This is a genomic window from Bradyrhizobium sp. AS23.2, from assembly GCF_001908185.1.
Lineage (GTDB): Bacteria > Pseudomonadota > Alphaproteobacteria > Rhizobiales > Xanthobacteraceae > Bradyrhizobium.
Map to the genome: position 1 here is coordinate 1 of NZ_LGHM01000020.1, position 20,404 is coordinate 20,404.

The window sequence follows — 20,404 nt, forward strand, 5'->3', positions numbered from 1 at the left end:
CAGCGGCCGGCTTGGCGGCGCCGGCACCGTCGGTGATCTGGCCGAGCAGCGCGCCGACCGCGACGGTTGCGCCATCGGCAGCGATGATCTCGCTCAGCGTGCCGGCGGAGGGCGCCGGGACTTCGATGGTGACCTTGTCGGTCTCGAGCTCCACCAAGGGCTCGTCGACGGCGACGGGATCGCCGGCCTTCTTGAACCAGCGGCCGATGGTGGCCTCGGTGACGGATTCGCCGAGCGTCGGCACACGAATTTCAGTCATGGTCTTTTCCTTAAGGAGATCGCCAGTGCGGTCATGAATTCCGATGTCATCGCCCGCGAACAGCAGGCGCTCCAGCAGGCCGTGACGTTCGCACGCGATACGACGACACAACATGCTGCTGGATGCCCCGCTTGCCGCCTTCGCTAAAGCTTCGGCGAGCCCGATACCGGACCTCGGCGAAGCCTCTTGGCGAAGACGGGTGGCGGGGCATGACGCAGTTCAAAAAGTTCAGCTCAATGCTTCGTCCAGGAACGCCTTCAGCTGCGCCTGATGCTTCGACATCAGACCCGTGGCGGTCGCGGCGGAAGCGCCGCGGCCGACATAACGCGGACGCCGGCTCGCACCGTGCACCTGGTTCAGCACCCATTCCAGATAGGGCTCGATGAAGTGCCACGCACCCATGTTGCGCGGCTCTTCCTGACACCACACCACTTCCGCCTTCTTGAAGCGGGACAGCTCGGCCACCAGCGCCTTCAGTGGCACCGGATAGAGCTGCTCGACGCGCATCAGATAGATGTCGTCGATGCCGCGCTTCTCACGCTCCTCGTAGAGGTCGTAATAGACCTTGCCGGAGCAGAGCACGATGCGGCGGATCTTCTCGTCCGGAACGAGCTTGAGCGCTTCGCTCGGCTGCATCTGGGCGTCATCATACAGGATACGGTGGAAGGTCGTACCCTTCGCCAGCTCTTCGAGACGCGACACCGCCCGCTTGTGGCGCAGCAGCGACTTCGGCGTCATCAGAATCAGTGGCTTGCGGATCTCGCGGTGGAGCTGGCGGCGCAGCACGTGGAAGTAGTTCGCCGGCGTGGTCGGATAGACCACCTGCATGTTGTCTTCCGCGCACATCTGCAAATAACGCTCGAGACGCGCCGAGGAGTGCTCCGGTCCCTGGCCCTCATAGCCGTGCGGCAAGAGGCAGACGAGGCCGGACATGCGCAGCCATTTGCGCTCGCCCGACGAGATGAACTGGTCGAACACGACCTGCGCGCCGTTGGCGAAGTCGCCGAACTGGGCTTCCCACAGTGTCAGCGTGTTCGGCTCGGCGAGCGAATAGCCGTATTCGAAGCCGAGCACGGCTTCTTCCGACAGCAGCGAGTTGATGACCTCGTAATGGCCCTGCTCGTGACCGAGATGGTTGAACGGCGTGTAGCGGCTCTCGTCTTCCTGGTCGATCAGGACCGAGTGACGCTGCGAGAACGTGCCGCGCTCCGAATCCTGTCCGGACAGGCGGACATGATGGTTTTCGTTGAGCAGCGTGCAGAACGCCAGCGCCTCGCCGGTCGCCCAGTCGATCCCGACGCCGTTGTCGATCGCCTTGGAGCGGTTTTCCAGGAAGCGCTGGATGGTGCGGTGGACGCGGAAGCCATCCGGCACCTTGGTGATCTTGCGGCCGATATCCTTGAGGATCGAAATATCAACGCCGGTGACGCCGCGACGCGCGTCCTCTTCCTGGTCGGCGATCTTGAAGCCGGACCACTTGCCGTCGAGCCAGTCGGCCTTGTTCGGCTTGTAGGAGGCGCCGGCCTCGAACTCGGCGTCGAGACGCGCGCGCCAGTCGGCCTTCAGCTTGTCGACCTCACCCTCGGTAACCACGCCTTCGGCGATCAGGCGCTTGGAGTAGAGCGTGAGTGTCGAGGGGTGGGCCGCGATCCGCTTGTACATCACCGGCTGGGTGAACGCCGGCTCGTCGCCCTCATTGTGGCCGTAGCGGCGATAGCACCACATATCGATGACGACGGGCTTGTGGAACTTCTGCCGGAACTCGATCGCGACCTTGGCCGCGAACACCACGGCTTCCGGATCGTCGCCGTTCACGTGGAAGATCGGCGCGTCGATCATCTTCGCGACGTCCGACGGGTACGGCGAAGAGCGGGAATAGCGCGGATAGGTGGTGAAGCCGATCTGGTTGTTGACGATGAAATGGACGGAGCCGCCGGTGCGGTACCCCTTCAGGTCCGACAGGCCGAAGCATTCCGCAACCACGCCCTGGCCGGCGAACGCTGCGTCGCCGTGCATCAGCAGCGGCATCACCGAGATGCGCATGTCCGGCGGATCACCGTGCTGGTCCTGCTTGGCGCGGACCTTGCCGAGCACCACGGGATCGACGATCTCGAGATGCGAGGGGTTCGCGGTCAGCGACAGATGGATGTTATTGCCGTCGAACTCGCGGTCCGACGAGGCGCCAAGGTGATACTTGACGTCGCCCGAACCTTCGACTGCGTCGGGATTGGCCGAGCCGCCCTTGAACTCGTGGAACAGCGCGCGATGGGCCTTGCCCATCACCTGCGTCAGCACGTTGAGGCGGCCGCGATGCGGCATGCCGAACACGATCTCCTTCACGCCGAGATTGCCGCCGCGCTTGATGATCTGCTCGAGCGCCGGAATCAGCGCTTCACCGCCGTCGAGACCGAAGCGCTTGGTGCCGGTGAACTTGGTGTCGCAGAACTTCTCGAAGCCTTCGGCTTCGACCAGCTTCGTCAGGATCGCGCGTCGGCCTTCGCGGGTGAAAGAGATCTCCTTGTCCGGCCCCTCGATGCGCTCCTGGATCCAGGCCTTCTGCGCGGCATTGCTGATATGCATGAACTCGACGCCGAGCGTCTGGCAGTAGGTGCGCTCACAGATCGCCGTGATTTCGCGCAAGCTGCCGTATTCGAGACCGAGCACGTGATCGAGGAAGATCTTGCGATCGAAATCGGCTTCCGTGAAGCCGTAGGTCCGCGGGTCGAGCTCTTCGCGGTTGCGCGGCGCTTCGATGCCGAGCGGATCGAGCTTGGCGTGGAAGTGACCACGCATGCGGTAGGAGCGGATCAGCATCAGGGCGCGCACGGAGTCGCGCGTCGCCTGAAGCACGTCGGCGGAGGAGATTTCAGCGCCCTTGGCCTGGGCCTTGGCGGCGATCTTGCTGCCGACCGCCTTCTCGACTTCGACCCAATTGCCGTCGAGCGCAGAGGTCAGGTCGTCCTGCGGCGTCAGCGGCCAATTGGCGCGCTCCCAGGACGGGCCTTCGGCGTTCTTGCTGATGTCGCCAGGCTGGTCGTTGAGGCTCTTGAAGAACTCCTGCCACTCGGCGTCGACCGAGGACGGGTCCTTCTCGTAGCGGGCGTAGATTTCGTCGATGTAGGTGGCGTTGGTGCCCTGCAAAAAGGATGAGAGGGCAAAGGCTGCGTTCGCGTCCTGGCGAGACATACTTGAGTTCCTGGCGATTTCGGTTCGCGCATAACAAACGGCGCTGGCGTCGGGCTCCCCGGCAGAGGCCCGACGCGACAGGCACCGTTTATCCTATTTGCTGCGAAACTTCGCCCGGAAAAGCACGAAGGAGTGAATTAGCCCTTCAACTTTTCGGCAAGCGTATGGCCGAGGCGAGCGGGCGACGGAGAGACGGTGATTCCAGCCGATTTCATCGCTTCGGTCTTGGAACCAGCGTCGCCCTTGCCGCCGGAGATGATCGCACCGGCATGGCCCATGCGGCGGCCGGGAGGCGCGGTGACACCAGCAATGAAGCCGACCATCGGCTTCTTGCGGCCGCGCTTGGCCTCGTCCTTGAGGAACTGGGCGGCGTCCTCCTCGGCGGAACCGCCGATCTCGCCGATCATGATGATCGATTCGGTCTTGGGGTCTGCCAGGAGCATTTCCAGCACGTCGATGAACTCGGTGCCCTTGACCGGGTCGCCGCCGATGCCGACCGCGGTGGTCTGGCCAAGGCCTTCCTGGGAGGTCTGGAACACCGCTTCATAGGTCAGCGTGCCGGAACGGGAGACGATGCCGACGCTGCCGGTCTTGAAGATGTTGGCGGGCATGATGCCGATCTTGCATTCGCCGGCGGTCATGACGCCCGGGCAGTTCGGCCCGATCAGGCGCGACTTGGAGCCGATCAGCGAGCGCTTCACGCGCACCATGTCGATGACCGGAATGCCTTCGGTGATGCAGACGATCAGCGGGACCTCGGCGTCGATGGCTTCGCAGATGGCGTCGGCCGCGCCCGGGGGCGGCACATAGATCACGGACGCATCGGCGCCGGTCTTCTCACGCGCATCGCGCACGGTGTCGAACACCGGCAGGCCCAGATGCGTCGAGCCGCCTTTGCCCGGCGAGGTGCCGCCGACCATCTTGGTGCCGTAGGCAATCGCGGCCTCCGAGTGGAAGGTGCCGTTCTTGCCGGTGAAGCCCTGGCAGATGACCTTGGTGTTCTTGTCGATCAGGATGGACATGAGGTCTGCTTTCGCGAACTAACTAGTGAGAGGTCAATGGATGCGGCGATAGACGCCGGTGAGCACGTCGGCCCAGCCTTCCGCGTCCGGCGAGAACTGGATCTTCAACGAGTAGGAGTTGTCGTCGATGATCTCGTAGACGTGGCGCGCATTGCCGCGGAGCGAGCCGCGCACCAGCGTCAGGGTCTTGCCAACCCAGCCACCCGAAGCGGGCGAGGGCGGCGTGTAACCGAGTGAGTCGTACCAGAACAGTTTGTAAGTCCGGTCGTCGCGGTCGTAGGTGAAGATGCCGTGGGTGGCGAAGATCTGCTTGCCGTCGCGCATCTGGACACTGTCCTGGATCAGATAGAATCCGTTCAGATCCATGCGCGCGACGGTGCGCGAGGTGGCCGGCCCGCCCTCGGTCCAGCGCGACGGGAAGACCACCTCTTCGCCATTCCATTCGCCGACGAACGCGGCGAGACGCGCGTGCTCTGCAAGCGGAGATGATGCGGCGAGATGGTCTTGGGTCATGGCCTCAGCCTCCCTTGACGGCCTTCACGATCTTCTGCGCGGCGTCGTCGAGATTGTCGGCCGGCACCACGTTCAGGCCGGATTCACGGATGATCTTCTTGCCCAGTTCGACATTGGTGCCTTCGAGGCGAACCACCAGCGGCACGCTGAGGCCGACCTCGCGCACGGCGGCCGTGACGCCCTCGGCGATCACGTCGCACTTCATGATACCACCGAAAATGTTGACCAGGATGCCCTTCACGTTGGGATCCGCGGTGATGATCTTGAACGCGGCCGCGACCTTCTCCTTGCTGGCGCTGCCGCCGACGTCGAGGAAGTTGGCTGGCGCCATGCCGTAGAGCTTGATGATGTCCATCGTCGCCATGGCGAGACCGGCGCCGTTGACCATGCAGCCGATGTTGCCGTCGAGCGTGACGTAGTTGAGGTCGTATTTCGACGCCTCGATTTCCTTGGCGTCTTCCTCGGTCTCGTCGCGCAGCGCGAGCACCTCGGGATGACGGAACAGCGCGTTGTCGTCGAACGACACCTTGGCGTCGAGCACGCGGAGCTGACCCTGCTTGGTCACGACCAGCGGGTTGATCTCCAGCATCGACATGTCCTTGGCGACGAACGCCGCGTAGAGCTGCGCGGTGAGCTTCTCGGCCTGCTTGGCGAGATCACCGGAGAGCTTCAGCGCGTTGGCGACGGTGCGGCCGTGATGGCCCATGATGCCGGTCGCGGGATCGACCGAGAAGGTGACGATCTTCTCGGGCGTGTTGTGCGCGACGTCCTCGATGTTGACGCCGCCCTCGGTCGAGACGACGAAGGAGACGCGCGAGGTCTCGCGGTCGACCAGGATCGAAAGGTAGAATTCCTTGTCGATGTCGGAGCCGTCCTCGATGTAGAGGCGGTTGACCTGCTTGCCGGCCGGGCCGGTCTGCACGGTCACGAGGGTCGCACCGAGCATCTGCTTGGCGAATTCGGAAACCTCTGCGGCCGACTTGGCGATGCGGACGCCGCCCTTGTCGCCGGCGGAAGCTTCCTTGAACTTGCCCTTGCCGCGACCGCCCGCATGGATCTGGCTCTTCACCACCCAGACCGGGCCCGGGAGGGCCTTGGCGGCGGCTTCCGCGTCGGCCGGCTTCAGGACGGGCACGCCCTTCGAGATCGGCACGCCGAACTCGTTCAGCAGCGCTTTGGCCTGGTACTCATGGATATTCATATGGTCGCTCCCTGAACCCGCGGGCGGTGACCCCAAGGGCCCACCTCAGTCTTGTGGCTGGCATACCATATACCACAGGAACTGCAACCCGGATTCTATGACATCGAGATCTCTGGACTGCGAGATCATTGGACTTGCCCGGAACCCGCCCGGTCAGCCGGGGTCCGGAAATGAAACCGCCGAAGACCGGGTTTTCGATCTTCGGCGGGGATTGTCGCGCTTAGCGGCCGAGAAGATCGGGTGCGATCTTCTTGCAGGCGTCTACCAGGCCCTGCACCGCGCCGACCGACTTGTCGAAGGCCTCGCGGTCCTTGCCGGCGAGCTCGATCTCGACGACACGCTCGACACCCTTGGAGCCGATCACGACGGGCACGCCGACATACATGTCCTTCACGCCGTACTCGCCGTTGAGATAGGCAGCGCTGGGCAGCACGCGCTTCTTGTCGCGCAGATAGCTCTCGGCCATCGCGATCGCGGAGGCGGCAGGTGCGTAGAAGGCCGAGCCGGTCTTGAGCAGGTTGACGATCTCGGCGCCGCCGTTGCGGGTGCGGTCGACGATCTCGTCGAGGCGCGCCTGCGAGGTCCAGCCCATCTTGACGAGGTCGGGCAGCGGAATGCCGGCGACGGTGGAGTACTTCACCAGCGGCACCATGGTGTCGCCATGGCCGCCGAGCACGAAGGCGGTGACGTCTTCGACCGAGACGTTGAACTCGTCGGCCAGGAAGTAGCGGAAGCGCGCCGAATCCAGCACGCCGGCCATGCCGACGACCTTCTTGTGCGGCAGGCCCGAGGCCTTCTGCAGCGCCCACACCATCGCGTCGAGCGGGTTGGTGATGCAGATGACGAAGGCATCGGGAGCGTACTTCTTGATGCCGGCACCGACCTGCTCCATGACCTTGAGGTTGATGGAGAGGAGGTCGTCGCGACTCATGCCGGGCTTGCGCGGCACGCCGGCGGTGACGATGCAGACCTTGGCGTTGTCGAGCGCCTCGTAGGAATTGGCGCCGCTGTAGTTGGCGTCAAAGCCGTCGACCGGCGAAGACTGTGCGATATCGAGCGCCTTGCCCTGCGGCACGCCCTCGGCAATGTCGAACATCACCACGTCGCCCAGTTCTTTCAGGCCGATGAGATGAGCCAACGTTCCGCCGATCTGACCGGAGCCAATCAAAGCAATCTTGTCGCGCGCCATGTGAACCTGTCCTTTAGACACGTAAGGAGGGGAAAACTGAGAGGGTGGTTATCCCTTTCGCTTCCCCCGTTCAAGTCGGTGGATGCCCATTTGTCGGGCTTGGCGAATTTCCGGCCAGCAGCGCAGAGCTGTCATTCCGGAGCGTCCGCGCCGTTGCGCGGGCGAGCCCGGAATCCATCGGGCAACAGAGCGCGCCGATGAATGGATTCCGGGCTCGTCGCTTCGCGACGCCCCGGAATGACACCGGCGAAGATCGTGAAATAGGACTTAAGTCTCCACCAGCCCCTTGGTGGAGCCGCTGGCGGTGGAATCCTTGCGGCCGTGGGGCAGCGCCAGATAGGATTCCGAGCTCATTTCGATCAGGCGCGAGGCGGTCCGCTTGAACTCGTTGGCCTCATTGCCCTCGTCGGCGATGTACAGCGATATCGGGTTGGCATCGGCCGAGGCCATCAGCTTCACGGCATTGTCATAGAGCGTATCGATCAGCGTGATGAAACGCTTGGCTGCGTTGCGCTGGGAGAAGTCCATCACTGGAATATGGTCGACCAGGATGGTGTGATAATCGTGCGCGAGCCTGAGGTAGTCGGATGCCCCGAGCGGCTTCTCGCAGAGATCGGCGAACGAAAACCGCGCCACGCCATGGGCTGAGCACGGCACGTGCAGGGTGCGGCCCTTGATCAGAATATCGTGCGACTTGCATTTGGCGTGCCCGGTCATCTTCGACCAGGCGCGGTCGAGCGCTGCGTCCGCATCGCCATCCGCCGGCGTCAGCCACATCGGCACGCCCTGGAGTTTTTCCAGCCGGAAATCGGTGCGCGCGTCGAGCCGCAGCACGTCCATGTGGTCGGTGATCTGCTTGATGAAGGGCAGGAACAGCGCGCGGTTCAAGCCGCCCTTGTAGAGATCGTCGGGCGCGACGTTGGAGGTCGCGACCACCACAGTGCCGAGCTCGAACAGCTTCGCGAACAGGCGGCCGAGAATCATCGCATCCGCGATGTCGGTGACATGGAATTCGTCGAAGCAGAGCAGCCAGCTCTCCGCGAAGATCGCATTCGCCGTCAGCGCGATGACGTCGCCATCGGCGATCTCGCCGCGCGCGATGCTCTGCCGGTAGTCGTAGATGCGCTCATGCGCCTCGGCCATGAATTCGTGGAAATGCGCGCGGCGCTTGTACTCGACGGAGGAGTGCTGGAAGAACAGGTCCATCAGCATGGTCTTGCCGCGGCCGACCTCGCCGTGGACGTAGAGCCCGTGCGGCGCATCGTCCTTGTCGCCGCCGTTGAACAGTCGGCTGAGCAGGCCCGGCTTGCGCTGCGGGTTGTAATTCGCAAGCCGCAGGTCGAGCGCTGCATAGGCTTCGGCGATTTCGGCTTGCGCGGCATCGGGCTCGATCGCGCCAGAGGCGATCTCGGCCTGATACGCCTCGTCGAATGAGGAAATGGGGGTCGAGAGCATGGCTCTTTACCGCCAGAGACGGGCGGAAATTGCAAGCCGTCAATTGGTGCGGGGCGCTATGCGTTCGTGTCCCGGGCGCGCTGCGTCCGGAACACGAGAGCTATCCTAAGCACACAGCTCGTAGGCGTCCTCGACCACATACGGCCCGCCGCCGGTGGAGGCGCGCGACGAGAACAGCACGAAGCGCTCCGCCATGAACGCCTTGCTGGGGAAATAGCCGCGCAGCGAGAGATAGTCGGCGACGTCGCGGTCGGAGGCGTCGTGCAGACGGGCCAGCGTGACATGCGGGATGAATTTGCGGCCCTCAGGATCGAGGCCGATCCGCTGCATCATGCGTTCGAGCTCGGCCTGCAATTCGATCAGCGGTTTGCTCGGCGCGATCGTCGCGACCACCGCGCGCGGCTTGCGGCCACCGAAGCTCGTGAGTCCCTGGACCTTCACCTCGAACGGTTTGCGATTCACGCGAAACAGCATCGAGGCTATCTCGTTGGCGTACATGCCGTCGATATCGCCGATGAAGCGCAAGGTGACATGATAATTTTCGGGATCTATCCACCGGGCGCCGGGAAGGCCGCCCCTCAAGTTGGAAAGCGACTGGCCGATCTCGGCCGGAATTTCCAGACCAGTGAACAAACGTGGCATCGTTCAGCACTCCCGATGCTTGGGTGCGGCCCTTGAGAAGCAAGGACCACATCCAAATTAGAGCCGGCGACGAATCACCGGTACCCTGATTCCTATCGCAGTTGTGTGACCCTGCGAAGCGCTGCGCGCATCCTCCCGGGAAAACCCTGGGAATTGCGGTTGGCGCCGCCCGCTTTTCAACGTCGTTGCTCGCTTATCGTGCCAATGAATGCCTCCACCATGGGCACGATCTTGCCAACGATGATGTCGACACCGGCCGCGGTCGGATGAATGCCGTCGGCCTGGTTGAGCCTAGCGTCGGCCGCGACACCGTCGAGGAAGAACGGATAGAGCGGCACGTCGAATTTCTTCGCCAGATCCGGATAAATCGAATTGAAGCGCGCCGCATAATCGGCCCCGTAATTCGGCGGCGACTGCATGCCGCAGAGCATCACCGGGATCTTGCGCGCCTTGAGACGCTGGACGATGTCGCTCAGCGCAGTGCGCGTCAGATCGGGATCGATGCCGCGCAGCGCGTCGTTGGCGCCAAGCTCGACGATGACGCCGTCGGTTCCATCCGGCACCGACCAGTCAAGCCGGTCGCGGCCGCCCGACGAAGTGTCCCCAGACACCCCGGCATTGGTCATGTCGATCGCTATACCTTTGGCTTGCAAGGCTTTTTGGAGCTTTGCCGGGAATGCCTCCTGGGCCGGGAGGCCGAGGCCGGCACTTAGGGAATCGCCGAGAACGACGAGCTTGACCGGCTTCCCCGCCGGCTGCCCCTCGGCCCACGCCGAATTCACGACCGTCATCAAAGCGAACATCAACACGGCTATGTGCATGAACAATCCGTAACGCCTCTCGACCGCGCTGGCGGAGTTGCCATATGACCGGACCATGGACAGTCGCATCGAATCCTCTTCGCTCGCCGGCACCGCCGCGGACACCATCGCCATCTCCAACGTCAATCTCTCATTGGGTACGGGCGCGGCACGCGTTCACATCCTCAAGGATATCAGCCTGCGGGTCGCCTCGGGCGAGGCGATCGGCCTGATTGGCCCGTCAGGCTCGGGCAAATCCACGCTGCTGATGGTGATGGCGGGGTTGGAGCGTCCTGATAGCGGAGAGGTGGTGGTGAGCGGCACGCCTTTCAATGCCCTCGACGAGGATGCGCTCGCCCGCTTTCGCGGCCGCCAGGTCGGCATCGTCTTCCAGTCCTTTCACCTGATTCCGACCATGACGGCCCTGGAGAACGTCGCCGTGCCGCTCGAACTCGCTGGAAATCCTGACGCTGCGAAGCGCGCGGCGCAGGAGCTGCAATCGGTCGGGCTCGGTGATCGCCTGCATCACTACCCGACACAGCTTTCCGGCGGCGAGCAGCAGCGTGTCGCGCTCGCGCGCGCGCTGGCGCCCGATCCCGCCATCCTCGTCGCCGACGAGCCGACCGGCAATCTCGACGAGGCGACCGGAAAACAGATCGTCGATCTCCTGTTCGGCAAGCACGCCGAGCGCGGCATGACGCTGGTGCTGGTGACGCACGATTCCTCGCTCGCGCATCGCTGCGATCGCGTCATTCGTCTGCGTTCGGGTCGCATCGACACGCAGTCTGCGCCGGCATGAGCGTCGCGGCCCAATCGTTCGCGAAGCCCAACGCCGTCGCGTTGTCACTACGCTACGCGATGCGCGAATTGCGCGGAGGCTTGCGCGGCTTCTACGTCTTCATCGCCTGCATCGCGCTCGGCGTGATGGCGATCGCCGGCGTCGGCTCGGTCTCGGCGAGCCTCAGCGACGGTCTCGCCCGCGAAGGCCGCACGCTGCTTGGCGGCGACGTCTCCTTCGTGCTGTTCCAGCGCGAGGCCAAGCCAGAGGAGGTCGCCTTCCTGCGCTCGCGCGGCACCGTCTCCACCGCCGCGACCCTGCGCGGCATGGCGCGCTCGGCCGAGGGCAAGCTCGCGCTGGTCGAGATGAAGGCGGTCGACGACACCTATCCGATGCTCGGCCAGCTGACGCTGGCGCCGCCGCTGCCGATGTCCGATCTGCTCGCGATGCGCGACGGCGCCTTCGGCGCGGCCGCCGATCCGACGCTGCTGGCGCGTCTCTCCCTCAAGACCGGCGACCGCGTCACCATCGGGAGCGCAACCTTCCAGATCCGCAGCACGGTCGAAGCCGAGCCCGACAAGCTCGCCGGCGGGATCGGTTTCGGGCCGCGCTTCCTGATCAGCGAAGCAGGCCTGCGCGCCACCGGCCTGATCCAACCCGGCAGCCTGGTGCGCTGGGTCTACCGGGTGAAACTGCCTGATACCGCCAACAACGAGCGCGCCACCGAAGCCTTCATCGCGGATGCGCGCAGCGCCGCGCCGCAGGCCGGCTGGGAGATCCGCAGCCGCTCCAATGCCTCGCCGCAGCTCGAGCGCAACATCAGCCGCTTCACGCAGTTTTTGACGCTGGTCGGCCTCGCCGCGCTGCTGGTCGGCGGCGTCGGCGTCGCCAATGCCGTGAAGAGCCATATCGACCGCCGGCTCGAGGTGATCGCGGCCTTCAAGGCCGTCGGCGCCACCGGCCGCGATGTGTTCGGCATCTACCTGGCGCAAGTCATCCTGCTGGCTGCGATCGGCTCGGTGATCGGCCTTGCGCTTGGCGCCGCCATGCCTTTCGCCATCGTCGGCCTATTCGGCAAGCTGCTGCCGCTGCCGGTGATTCCGGCCGTGCATGCCGACGAGCTCGCGCTGTCCTTTATCTACGGCCTTCTGACCGCGCTCGCCTTCGGCCTGTGGCCGCTCGGCCGCGTGCACGACGTGCCGGTGGCGGCGCTGTTCCGCGACACCATCAGCTCGGAATGGCACCGGCCGCGCTGGAGCTATCTCGTATTCATGGGCGTCGTGATCGCGCTGCTCATCGCGGTCGTGATCGGCCTGTCCTTCGACAAGCGCATCGCCGCGGTGTTCGTGGCCTCCTCCGTCGTCGTATTCGCCCTGCTGCGCGGCATCGCCGCCCTGCTGATGACGATCGCGCGGCGGCTGCCCCGGACGCGGCTGCCGATGCTGCGGCTTGCAATCGCCAACATCCACCGGCCGGGCGCGCTCACGCCCTCGGTCGTGCTGTCACTGGGGCTCGGGCTCGCCGTGCTCGTCACCATCACCCAGATCGACGGCAATCTGCGCCGGCAGTTCCTGGCCGCATTGCCGGATCGGGCTCCGTCCTTCTTCTTCATCGACATCCCGAGCACGCAGGCCGAGCAGTTCGACGGTTATCTGCGCCAGATCGCCCCCGGCGCGAAGGTCGAGGACGTGCCGATGCTGCGCGGCCGCATCGTCGCCGCGCGCGGCGTCCGCGCCGAGGATCTCAAGCCGACCACCGATTCCGAATGGGTGCTGCAGAGCGACCGCGGCCTGACCTATACCAGCGAGTTGCCGAAGGGCTCCAAGGTGGTCGAAGGCGAGTGGTGGAGCACCGATTATTCCGGCCCGCCGCTGGTCTCGATGGAGAAGAAGATTGCGGACGGGCTCGGCCTCAAGGTCGGCGACGAAGTCGTGGTCAACGTGCTCGGCCGCGACATTCCCGCGAAGATCAGCAATCTGCGCAACATCGACTGGCAGGGGATGGGCATTAATTTCGTCCTCGTGTTCTCGCCGAATGCCTTCAAGGGCGCGCCGCATACCCACATCGCGACCCTGACCGAAGCCGGCGGCGACGCGGCGGGCGACGGCCAGATCATCAAGCAGGTCGCAGACGCCTATCCGATGGTGACGAGCGTGCGCGTACGCGAGGTGATGGAGACCGTCGGCTCCGTCGTGACCAATCTTGCCCTGGCGATCCGCGGCGCCAGCGCCGTGACCCTGATCTCGGCGATCCTGGTGCTGGGCGGCGCACTTGCCGCCGGCCACCGCCACCGGGTCTACGATGCGGTGATCCTGAAGACCCTGGGCGCAACGCGGCTGCGGCTGCTCGGCGCCTATGCCCTCGAATACCTCCTGATCGGGCTTGCCACTGCGGTATTCGGCGTGATCGCCGGCAGCATCGCGGCCTGGATGATCGTGACGCGGCTGATGACGCTGAGCTTCGTCTGGCAGGCCGGCAGCGCGGCCGGCGTGGTCGCGGCCGCCCTCATCGTCACGGTCGGGCTCGGGCTCGCCGGCACGCTCCTGGCGTTGAACAAAAAGCCCGCTACGGTGTTGCGGAATTTGTGACAAAATGTAGCGGGCGGCCGCGCGGGATCGGAATCGCACGATTCCTGCGATTAACCAGGCCTACCCGTCAGGATTGTGGGCCGAGGGCGACATTCGGCCGCGCGTGGACGGTTGCAGCGAATGTGTTAGTTTCCCACATATCGAATGGGTTCGGAGCCCCGATTGTTAGCCAAATTTAATGTCGGCAGACATCGGTATCCGAGATAGAATTTGACGAACCGGCGGTATGGCGACCCTCATGCCGGACCGGGCCAACCAACGGGAATTCGACCATGTCGGACCTAGACCGTAACTACGCTTCTCCTTTCGGCAGGGCCGCCGGGCGTGTTGACGCCGCGACGGTCGACGCCGGCCTGCGCGCCTACATGCTGCGCATCTACAACTACATGAGCATCGGCCTCGCCATCACCGGCCTGGCCGCGCTCGGCGTCTACATGGCCGCCGTGACGGACGTTCCGACCGCGGACGCCGTCCGCGTCGGCAAGCTGTTCCTGACGCCGTTCGGCTACGCGATGTTCGTGAGCCCCCTGAAATGGCTGTTCATGCTGGCGCCGCTCGCGATGGTGTTCGTGATCTCCGCAGGCATCAACCGTCTCGCCCCCTCGACCGCCCAGATCCTGTTTTGGGTGTTCTCGGCGCTGATGGGCATCTCGCTGTCGTCGATCTTCCTGGTGTTCACGCACACCTCGATCGTGCGCGTGTTCTTCATCACCGCGGCCACCTTCGGTGCGCTCAGCCTCTACGGCTACACCACCAAGCGTGACATGACCGGAATGGGCTCGTTCCTGTTCATGGGCCTGATCGGCATCATCATCGCGAGCCTGGTGAACCTGTTCCTGGCCAGCTCGGCGCTGCAGTTCATCGTGTCGGTGGTCGGCGTGCTGGTGTTCGCTGGCCTCACCGCCTGGGATACGCAGCGGCTGAAGAACGACTACATCTACGGCTACGCTTCGGCCGGCGGTGAGATCGCAGAGCGTGCGGCGATCAGCGGTGCGCTGTCGCTGTACCTGAACTTCATCAACCTGTTCACGCTGCTGCTGCAGCTCCTCGGCCAGCGCGACTAAGCGATAGACCTGAGAGAACGGACACGAACCCCGGCCGAAAGGCCGGGGTTTTTGTTTAGGCCGGGCGCCTCCCCCAGCCGCCGTCATCGCGAGGAGCCCTTGCGACGAAGTAATCCAGAGCGTGTCCGCGGATGCATTTCTGGATTGCTTCGCGGAGCCTGTCATCGGGCCGCGCCACGCGCGGACCCGGTGGCTCGCAATGACGATGAGGCGACGCCGGGGGCCCCCTTCCGGCGACCACGGGAAGGCTCTAGTCTTCCCTCATGTCCGCACCTGATATCAGGCCCACCCTAGAGGCCGACCTCCCTGCCATCACCGCCATCTACCAGCAGGCCGTCCGCGAGGGCACCGCGACGTTCGAGCTGGAACCGCCTGACCTTGGCGAGATGACGCGCCGCTATCGCGAGCTGGTCGACGGCGGCTATCCCTATTTCGTCGCCATCCTCGACGGCCGCGTGGCCGGCTATGCCTATGCCGGCGCCTACCGGCCGCGGCCGGCCTACCGCTTTACGGTCGAGAATTCGATCTATCTCGATCCCTCGTTCCACCGCCGCGGCGTCGGGCTGTTGCTGCTGGAGCGGCTGATTGCCGAATGCGAGGCGCGCGGCTTCCGCCAGATGATCGCGGTCATCGGCGATTCCGCCAATGCCGGCTCGATCGGCGTTCACACCAAGTGCGGCTTCAAGATGATCGGCACGCATCCCAATGTCGGGCTGAAATTCGGCCGCTGGCTCGACACGGTGATGATGCAGCGCGACCTCGGCGAGGGCGGGACGAGCGTGCCGGGAAAGTAAGGCTTACTGTCGTAGTCGTAGGGTGGGCAAAGCGAAGCGTGCCCACCGATGCCGCGACAATTCGGGAATGTGGTGGGCACGGCGCGTTGCGCCTTTGCCCACCCTACGGCTACTGATTCGACGGCCCGGATTGCGCTGCGCTCCATCCGGGCTACCAGATCCTGGCTAAACCACCGCCAGCTTGCGATCGATCACCAGCAGCACCCGCTCGAGTTCATGGCCGCGCCGCAGAATCAGGCCGGTCGCCGAGATCACACTGTACATGCCCTGCTTGCGCGCGAGCCGCGGGTCCTTCTCGATGCGATAGATCGGAACTTCCGAGGCGCGGCGATAGACCGAGAACACGGCCCGGTCTTTCAGGAAGTCGATGGCATAGTCGCGCCACTCGCCATCGGCGACCATGCGACCGTACAGATTGAGAATTCGGTGCAATTCGAGCCGGTTGAACGTCACCCGGTTCGGCTGCGCGTTCGCAGCGGCGGGGCGCGCCGCCGCGCGCAGCTCGCTCGGATCGGCATCCTCCGACAGATTCATGGAGCGCCTCCTGTCGCATCTGCATGATCGCATTCGCGAAGACCGCCCCCGGAACCGCGGATCATGACAATTGCATGATTGCGCCAACCGTTCCCCACCGCAAGGGGAACCATACTCAACCCGTTGAATCGGGTCGGCATCGACGCACACGCAAAAGTAGAATTTGTCAGCGGCAAACCGTCACGGGATCGTTAGCAGGAATCATAGTATCGCCTCTTTTCCGCCTAGCGACTGCCGCCCTGCATTGCGAGAAGACCTATGTGCGTTGACCCGGTCCTTTCGGTTCCGGATTCCTCAGCCCCCAGCCCCCCGGGGTCGATGGGATCGGGTCTGTACGCACCGCAAGGAGAGGGCCAACGCGAGTTGGTCCTTTTTTTTGTGTCGGGTGTTTCTGCCGACTGTCATTCCGGGGCGCGCGAAGCGCGAGCTACGATGCGCAATTGCGCATCTGAGAATCCATTTCTCATTTTGAAAATTGGATCGATGGGTTCCGGGCCCGCGCCAAAAGGCGCGCCCCGCAATGACGAAGGCCAAATCTTCGGAGACGACGATCCAATTACTTCAATGCAGCGAGGTGTACGCCGCGCCCAGCATCGGGCCGGGCTTGTCGCGGCTGCCGTCCTGGACATAGACCACCGCGCCGTCCACGCCGTCGCGCGTGAGGTTCTCGATCGGCACCGTCCAGCTTTCCGGACGCCCGTTCCAATCGCCGACCTTGAGCAAATTGCGCACCACGTTGTGATAGGTAATCTGCTGTCCGCGATTTTCGCCGCGCCCGATCGAGATCGGCACCGAGTTGGCGATCGAGCAGATCCAGACTTCGCCGTGCGAGGCCGCCGGCTCCTTGCTCTCGGCCACCGAGACATTGATCTGCTTGCCCGAGAGCGACATCGTCACCGGCACGCTCATCACGCCGGTGCTCTTGTCGGTCTTGCCGATCGCATTCTCGATGCCGGCGCGATCGCTGCCGATGACATGCGCGGAGCCGTTGACCACGACCTGCGGCGTGTAGACCTCGCGGTCGCCGCGCATGCGTGAATACGCTTTCTGCCGCGCCGAGAAGCGCGAATCCGCCAGCGTGTCCTTCCAGCCGAGATAGTCCCAATAATCGATCGGCATGCTCAGCGCGATGATCGAAGGATCGCTGGAAAGATCGCCAATGATCTTGTCGGCGGGCGGGCAGGACGAGCAGCCCTGCGAGGTAAACAATTCGACAACGGCGCGGGGATCGGCGTGCGCGGGGCGGATGATGGCGACGATGGCACAGATGCTGAGCGCTCCCGACCAAAATGCACCGGACCAGCGCGAAACCAGATTAGAAGCCATCATTCCAGTCATGTCGAACGTCACACATCGTCATTCGTTGGGGGAGATCTTATCGCCTGATGGTCACCGTAGTCCTACGGGGGCGCGGCACATCCAACCGTCCTCGGCGGAGTTTTCCGCCGGACGGGCCCATCCGAAGCATGCCGCAAACGTGCGAAGGCGGCCATTTGATAGGCCGCCTTCGTTTAACCTTCTACTCACTTCGCAGTGAGCCACCGTTCACAAATCCGCGCTTACGCCGCGAGCTTGCGCAGCACATAGTGCAGGATGCCGCCGTTGCGGTAGTAGTCGAGCTCGTCCAGCGTATCGATGCGGCACAGCAGCGAAACGCGCTGCAACGAACCGTCGCCCGAGACGATCTCCGCGGTCAGCTTCTGGCGCGGCTTCAGATCGCCGACGAGACCGCGCAGCGTGACCTTCTCGTCGCCCTTCAGACCCAGCGACGACCACGAGGTGCCTTCCTCGAAGGTCAGCGGCAGAACGCCCATGCCGACGAGGTTCGAACGATGGATGCGCTCGAAGCTCTGGCAGATCACGGCGCGCACGCCGAGCAGACGCGTGCCCTTCGCAGCCCAGTCGCGCGAGGAGCCGTTGCCGTATTCGGCGCCGGCGAACACGACCAGCGGCACTTGCTCCTGCTGGTACTTCATCGCCGCGTCGTAGATCGACATCTGCTCACCGTCGGGCCAGTGCTTGGTGAGACCGCCTTCCGGAATGTTGCCGTCGGCGCCCTTGAGCATGAAGTTCTTGATGCGGATGTTGGCGAAGGTGCCGCGCATCATGACTTCATGGTTGCCGCGCCGCGTGCCGTACTGGTTGAAGTCGGCGGGACGGACCTGGTGCTCGCTGAGATACTTGCCCGCGGGCGAGGTGAGCTTGATCGAACCGGCCGGCGAGATGTGGTCGGTGGTGATCTTGTCGCCGAACATGGCGAGGATGCGCGCCTCGACGATATCGGTGACCGGCTCCGGCTCCTTCTTCATGCCGTCGAAATAGGGCGGGTTCTGCACATAGGTCGAGCTCATGTTCCAGCGATAGGTCTCGCTCTCGACCGTCTTGATCTTGCGCCAGTTGGTGTCGCCCTTGAACACGTCGGCGTACTTCTTCTTGAAGATCGACGCGGTCACGAACTTCTTCATGAAGGCGTTGATCTCCTTCGTCGTCGGCCAGATGTCCTTCAGGTACACCGGCTTGCCGTCCTTGCCCTCGCCGAGCGGCTCGACCGCGAGGTTCTTGGTCACGCTGCCCGCGAGCGCGTGGGCGACGACCAGCGGCGGCGAGGCCAGATAGTTCGCCTGGACGTCCGGCGAGACGCGGCCTTCGAAGTTGCGGTTACCGGAGAGCACTGCGGCCGCGACGATGCCGTTGTCGTTGATCGACTTCGAGATCTCCTCCGGCAGCGGGCCGGAATTGCCGATGCAGGTGGTGCAGCCGAAGCCGACCAGGTTGAAGCCGACCTTGTCGAGATCCTTCTGCAGACCGGAATCGGCGAGATAGCCCGCGACCACCTGGCTGCCCGGGGCAAGCGAGGTCTTCACCCACGGCTTGGCCTTCAGCCCCTTGGCGGCAGCATTGCGCGCGAGCAGGCCGGCGCCGATCAGCACGCTCGGATTCGAGGTATTGGTGCACGAGGTGATGGCGGCAATCACGACGTCGCCATGGCCGAGGTCGTACTTCTCGCCTTCGACGGCAAAGCGCTTCGCCGGCTCTTCGGCCTTCTTGTACTCGCTGCTGAGCGCAAGCGAGAAGCCTTCGGCCACCGACGGCAGCGCGATGCGGCCTTCGGGGCGCTTCGGACCGGCCATCGAAGGAACGACGTCGGCGAGGTCGAGCGTCAGCGTTTCCGTGAACACCGGATCGGCCGACTTGGCGGTGCGGAAGAGCCCTTGCGCCTTCGCATAGGCCTGCACCAGCGCGACGCGCGCCGGCGCGCGGCCGGAGGTCTTGAGATAATCGATCGCGGCAGCGTCGACCGGGAAGAAGCCGCAGGTCGCACCATATTCAGGAGCCATGTTGGCGATCGTCGCCTTGTCGGCGACGGAGAGATTGTCGAGGCCGGGGCCGAAGAACTCGACGAACTTGCCGACGACGCCGAGCTTGCGCAGCATCTGCGTGACGGTGAGCACGAGGTCGGTCGCGGTGACGCCTTCCTTCATCGCGCCCTTCAGCTTGAAGCCGACGACGTTGGGCAGCAGCATCGACAGCGGCTGGCCGAGCATGCAGGCTTCCGCCTCGATGCCGCCGACGCCCCAGCCAAGCACGGCGAGACCGTTGACCATGGTGGTGTGGGAGTCGGTGCCGACGAGCGAGTCAGGATAGGCGACCTCGAAGGTGCCGGTCTTCTTGCCGACCGTCATCTTCTCCTTCCTGGTCCAGACCGTCTGAGAGAGATATTCGAGATTGACCTGGTGGCAGATGCCGGTGCCGGGCGGCACGACGGAGAAGTTCGAGAACGCCTTCTGGCCCCACTTCAGGAACTCGTAGCGCTCCTGGTTCTGCTTGTATTCCTCGGTGACGTTCTTGGCGAAGGCCTTGTTGTCGCCGAAGAAGTTCACGATCACGGAGTGGTCGATGACGAGGTCGACCGGCACCAGCGGATTGATCTTCTCGGCATCGCCGCCGAGCTTCTGCATCGCGTTGCGCATCGCGGCGAGGTCGACCACCGCCGGCACGCCGGTGAAGTCCTGCATCAAGACGCGCGCCGGGCGGAACGCGATCTCATGCTCCAGAGACTTCTTGCGCAGCCATTTGGACACCGCGACGATGTCCTCCTTCTTGACCGAGCGGCCGTCCTCGTTGCGGAGGAGGTTCTCAAGCAGGACCTTCATCGAGTAGGGAAGTTTCGAAATTCCCTTCAGACCATTCTTCTCGGCCGTGGGCAGGCTGTAATAGACATAGGTCTTGGCGCCGACCTTGAGGGTCTTTTTGCATTTGAAGCTGTCGAGCGAGGTCATGTAGGAAATCCCAATTGTTAGTTATACCCGGCAAGGGGTATTTTAACACCGTCAGCGAATCCGGCTGGGTCGCTTGCAGGGGCAGGTTGAGTTGCTGCA

The 20,404-nt window shown here is 64.1% G+C and carries 16 protein-coding genes; 4 read left to right on the forward strand and 12 right to left on the reverse strand.

The window, feature by feature from the left end:
- The 9 genes from AC630_RS04035 to AC630_RS04075 all read right to left on the reverse strand — a co-directional run.
- On the reverse strand, nucleotides 1–259 hold a 259-nt coding region (locus tag AC630_RS04035; RefSeq protein WP_283808385.1), incomplete at its 3' end, for a biotin/lipoyl-containing protein.
- Between the two features lie 228 nt (nucleotides 260–487).
- Nucleotides 488–3,445, reverse strand: coding sequence for a 2-oxoglutarate dehydrogenase E1 component (locus AC630_RS04040; RefSeq protein ID WP_074117185.1), 2,958 nt, complete (start codon nucleotides 3,443–3,445; stop codon nucleotides 488–490).
- Nucleotides 3,446–3,582: 137 nt separating this feature from the next.
- A complete protein-coding gene (sucD, locus tag AC630_RS04045; protein ID WP_074117186.1) occupies nucleotides 3,583–4,467 on the reverse strand; it encodes a succinate--CoA ligase subunit alpha in 885 nt (294 codons plus the stop codon).
- Nucleotides 4,468–4,500: 33 nt separating this feature from the next.
- A complete protein-coding gene (locus tag AC630_RS04050) occupies nucleotides 4,501–4,980 on the reverse strand; it encodes a DUF1579 domain-containing protein (protein ID WP_074117187.1) in 480 nt (159 codons plus the stop codon).
- A gap of 4 nt (nucleotides 4,981–4,984) precedes the next feature.
- On the reverse strand, nucleotides 4,985–6,181 hold the full coding sequence (gene sucC, locus AC630_RS04055; RefSeq protein ID WP_074117188.1) for an ADP-forming succinate--CoA ligase subunit beta: 1,197 nt from the start codon (nucleotides 6,179–6,181) through the stop codon (nucleotides 4,985–4,987).
- A gap of 220 nt (nucleotides 6,182–6,401) precedes the next feature.
- Complete coding sequence (gene mdh / locus AC630_RS04060; RefSeq protein ID WP_074117189.1) at nucleotides 6,402–7,370, reverse strand: malate dehydrogenase; 969 nt, start codon at nucleotides 7,368–7,370, stop codon at nucleotides 6,402–6,404.
- A 267-nt stretch (nucleotides 7,371–7,637) separates the two neighbouring features.
- Nucleotides 7,638–8,825: a cell division protein ZapE gene (gene zapE / locus AC630_RS04065; RefSeq protein ID WP_074117190.1), complete on the reverse strand. Its 1,188-nt coding sequence runs from the start codon at nucleotides 8,823–8,825 to the stop codon at nucleotides 7,638–7,640.
- Nucleotides 8,826–8,930: 105 nt separating this feature from the next.
- The gene (gene thpR / locus AC630_RS04070; protein WP_074117191.1) at nucleotides 8,931–9,467 is read right to left on the reverse strand and encodes an RNA 2',3'-cyclic phosphodiesterase; all 537 of its coding nucleotides are present in this window, start codon (nucleotides 9,465–9,467) and stop codon (nucleotides 8,931–8,933) included.
- Nucleotides 9,468–9,643: 176 nt separating this feature from the next.
- Nucleotides 9,644–10,288: an arylesterase gene (locus tag AC630_RS04075; protein WP_074117205.1), complete on the reverse strand. Its 645-nt coding sequence runs from the start codon at nucleotides 10,286–10,288 to the stop codon at nucleotides 9,644–9,646.
- Between the two features lie 55 nt (nucleotides 10,289–10,343).
- Between AC630_RS04075 and AC630_RS04080 the strand changes: the two genes are divergently transcribed.
- The 4 genes from AC630_RS04080 (at nucleotide 10,344) to AC630_RS04095 (ending at nucleotide 15,491) form a co-directional block, all read left to right on the forward strand.
- On the forward strand, nucleotides 10,344–11,066 hold the full coding sequence (locus AC630_RS04080) for an ABC transporter ATP-binding protein (RefSeq protein WP_074117192.1): 723 nt from the start codon (nucleotides 10,344–10,346) through the stop codon (nucleotides 11,064–11,066).
- Entirely contained in the window at nucleotides 11,063–13,633 is a 2,571-nt protein-coding gene (locus tag AC630_RS04085; protein WP_074117193.1) for an ABC transporter permease, read from the forward strand. Before AC630_RS04080 ends, AC630_RS04085 begins: the two co-directional genes overlap by 4 nt.
- 272 nt (nucleotides 13,634–13,905) lie before the next feature.
- Nucleotides 13,906–14,697, forward strand: a complete 792-nt coding sequence (locus tag AC630_RS04090) for a Bax inhibitor-1/YccA family protein (protein ID WP_074117194.1) — start codon at nucleotides 13,906–13,908, stop codon at nucleotides 14,695–14,697.
- 263 nt (nucleotides 14,698–14,960) lie between these two features.
- Nucleotides 14,961–15,491, forward strand: a complete 531-nt coding sequence (locus AC630_RS04095) for a GNAT family N-acetyltransferase (RefSeq protein ID WP_074117195.1) — start codon at nucleotides 14,961–14,963, stop codon at nucleotides 15,489–15,491.
- Between the two features lie 165 nt (nucleotides 15,492–15,656).
- Here the strand turns inward: AC630_RS04095 and AC630_RS04100 are convergent, their stop codons facing one another.
- The 3 genes from AC630_RS04100 to acnA all read right to left on the reverse strand — a co-directional run bounded on the left by AC630_RS04100 (nucleotide 15,657) and on the right by acnA (nucleotide 20,305).
- Entirely contained in the window at nucleotides 15,657–16,025 is a 369-nt protein-coding gene (locus AC630_RS04100; protein ID WP_074117196.1) for a DUF2794 domain-containing protein, read from the reverse strand.
- Between the two features lie 561 nt (nucleotides 16,026–16,586).
- Nucleotides 16,587–17,363 carry a DUF1223 domain-containing protein gene (locus AC630_RS04105; protein WP_074117206.1) on the reverse strand — a complete coding sequence of 259 codons (777 nt, stop codon included), beginning with the start codon at nucleotides 17,361–17,363 and terminating at the stop codon, nucleotides 16,587–16,589.
- A gap of 221 nt (nucleotides 17,364–17,584) precedes the next feature.
- A complete protein-coding gene (acnA, locus tag AC630_RS04110) occupies nucleotides 17,585–20,305 on the reverse strand; it encodes an aconitate hydratase AcnA (protein WP_074117197.1) in 2,721 nt (906 codons plus the stop codon).
- Between the last annotated feature and the right edge of the window lie 99 nt (nucleotides 20,306–20,404).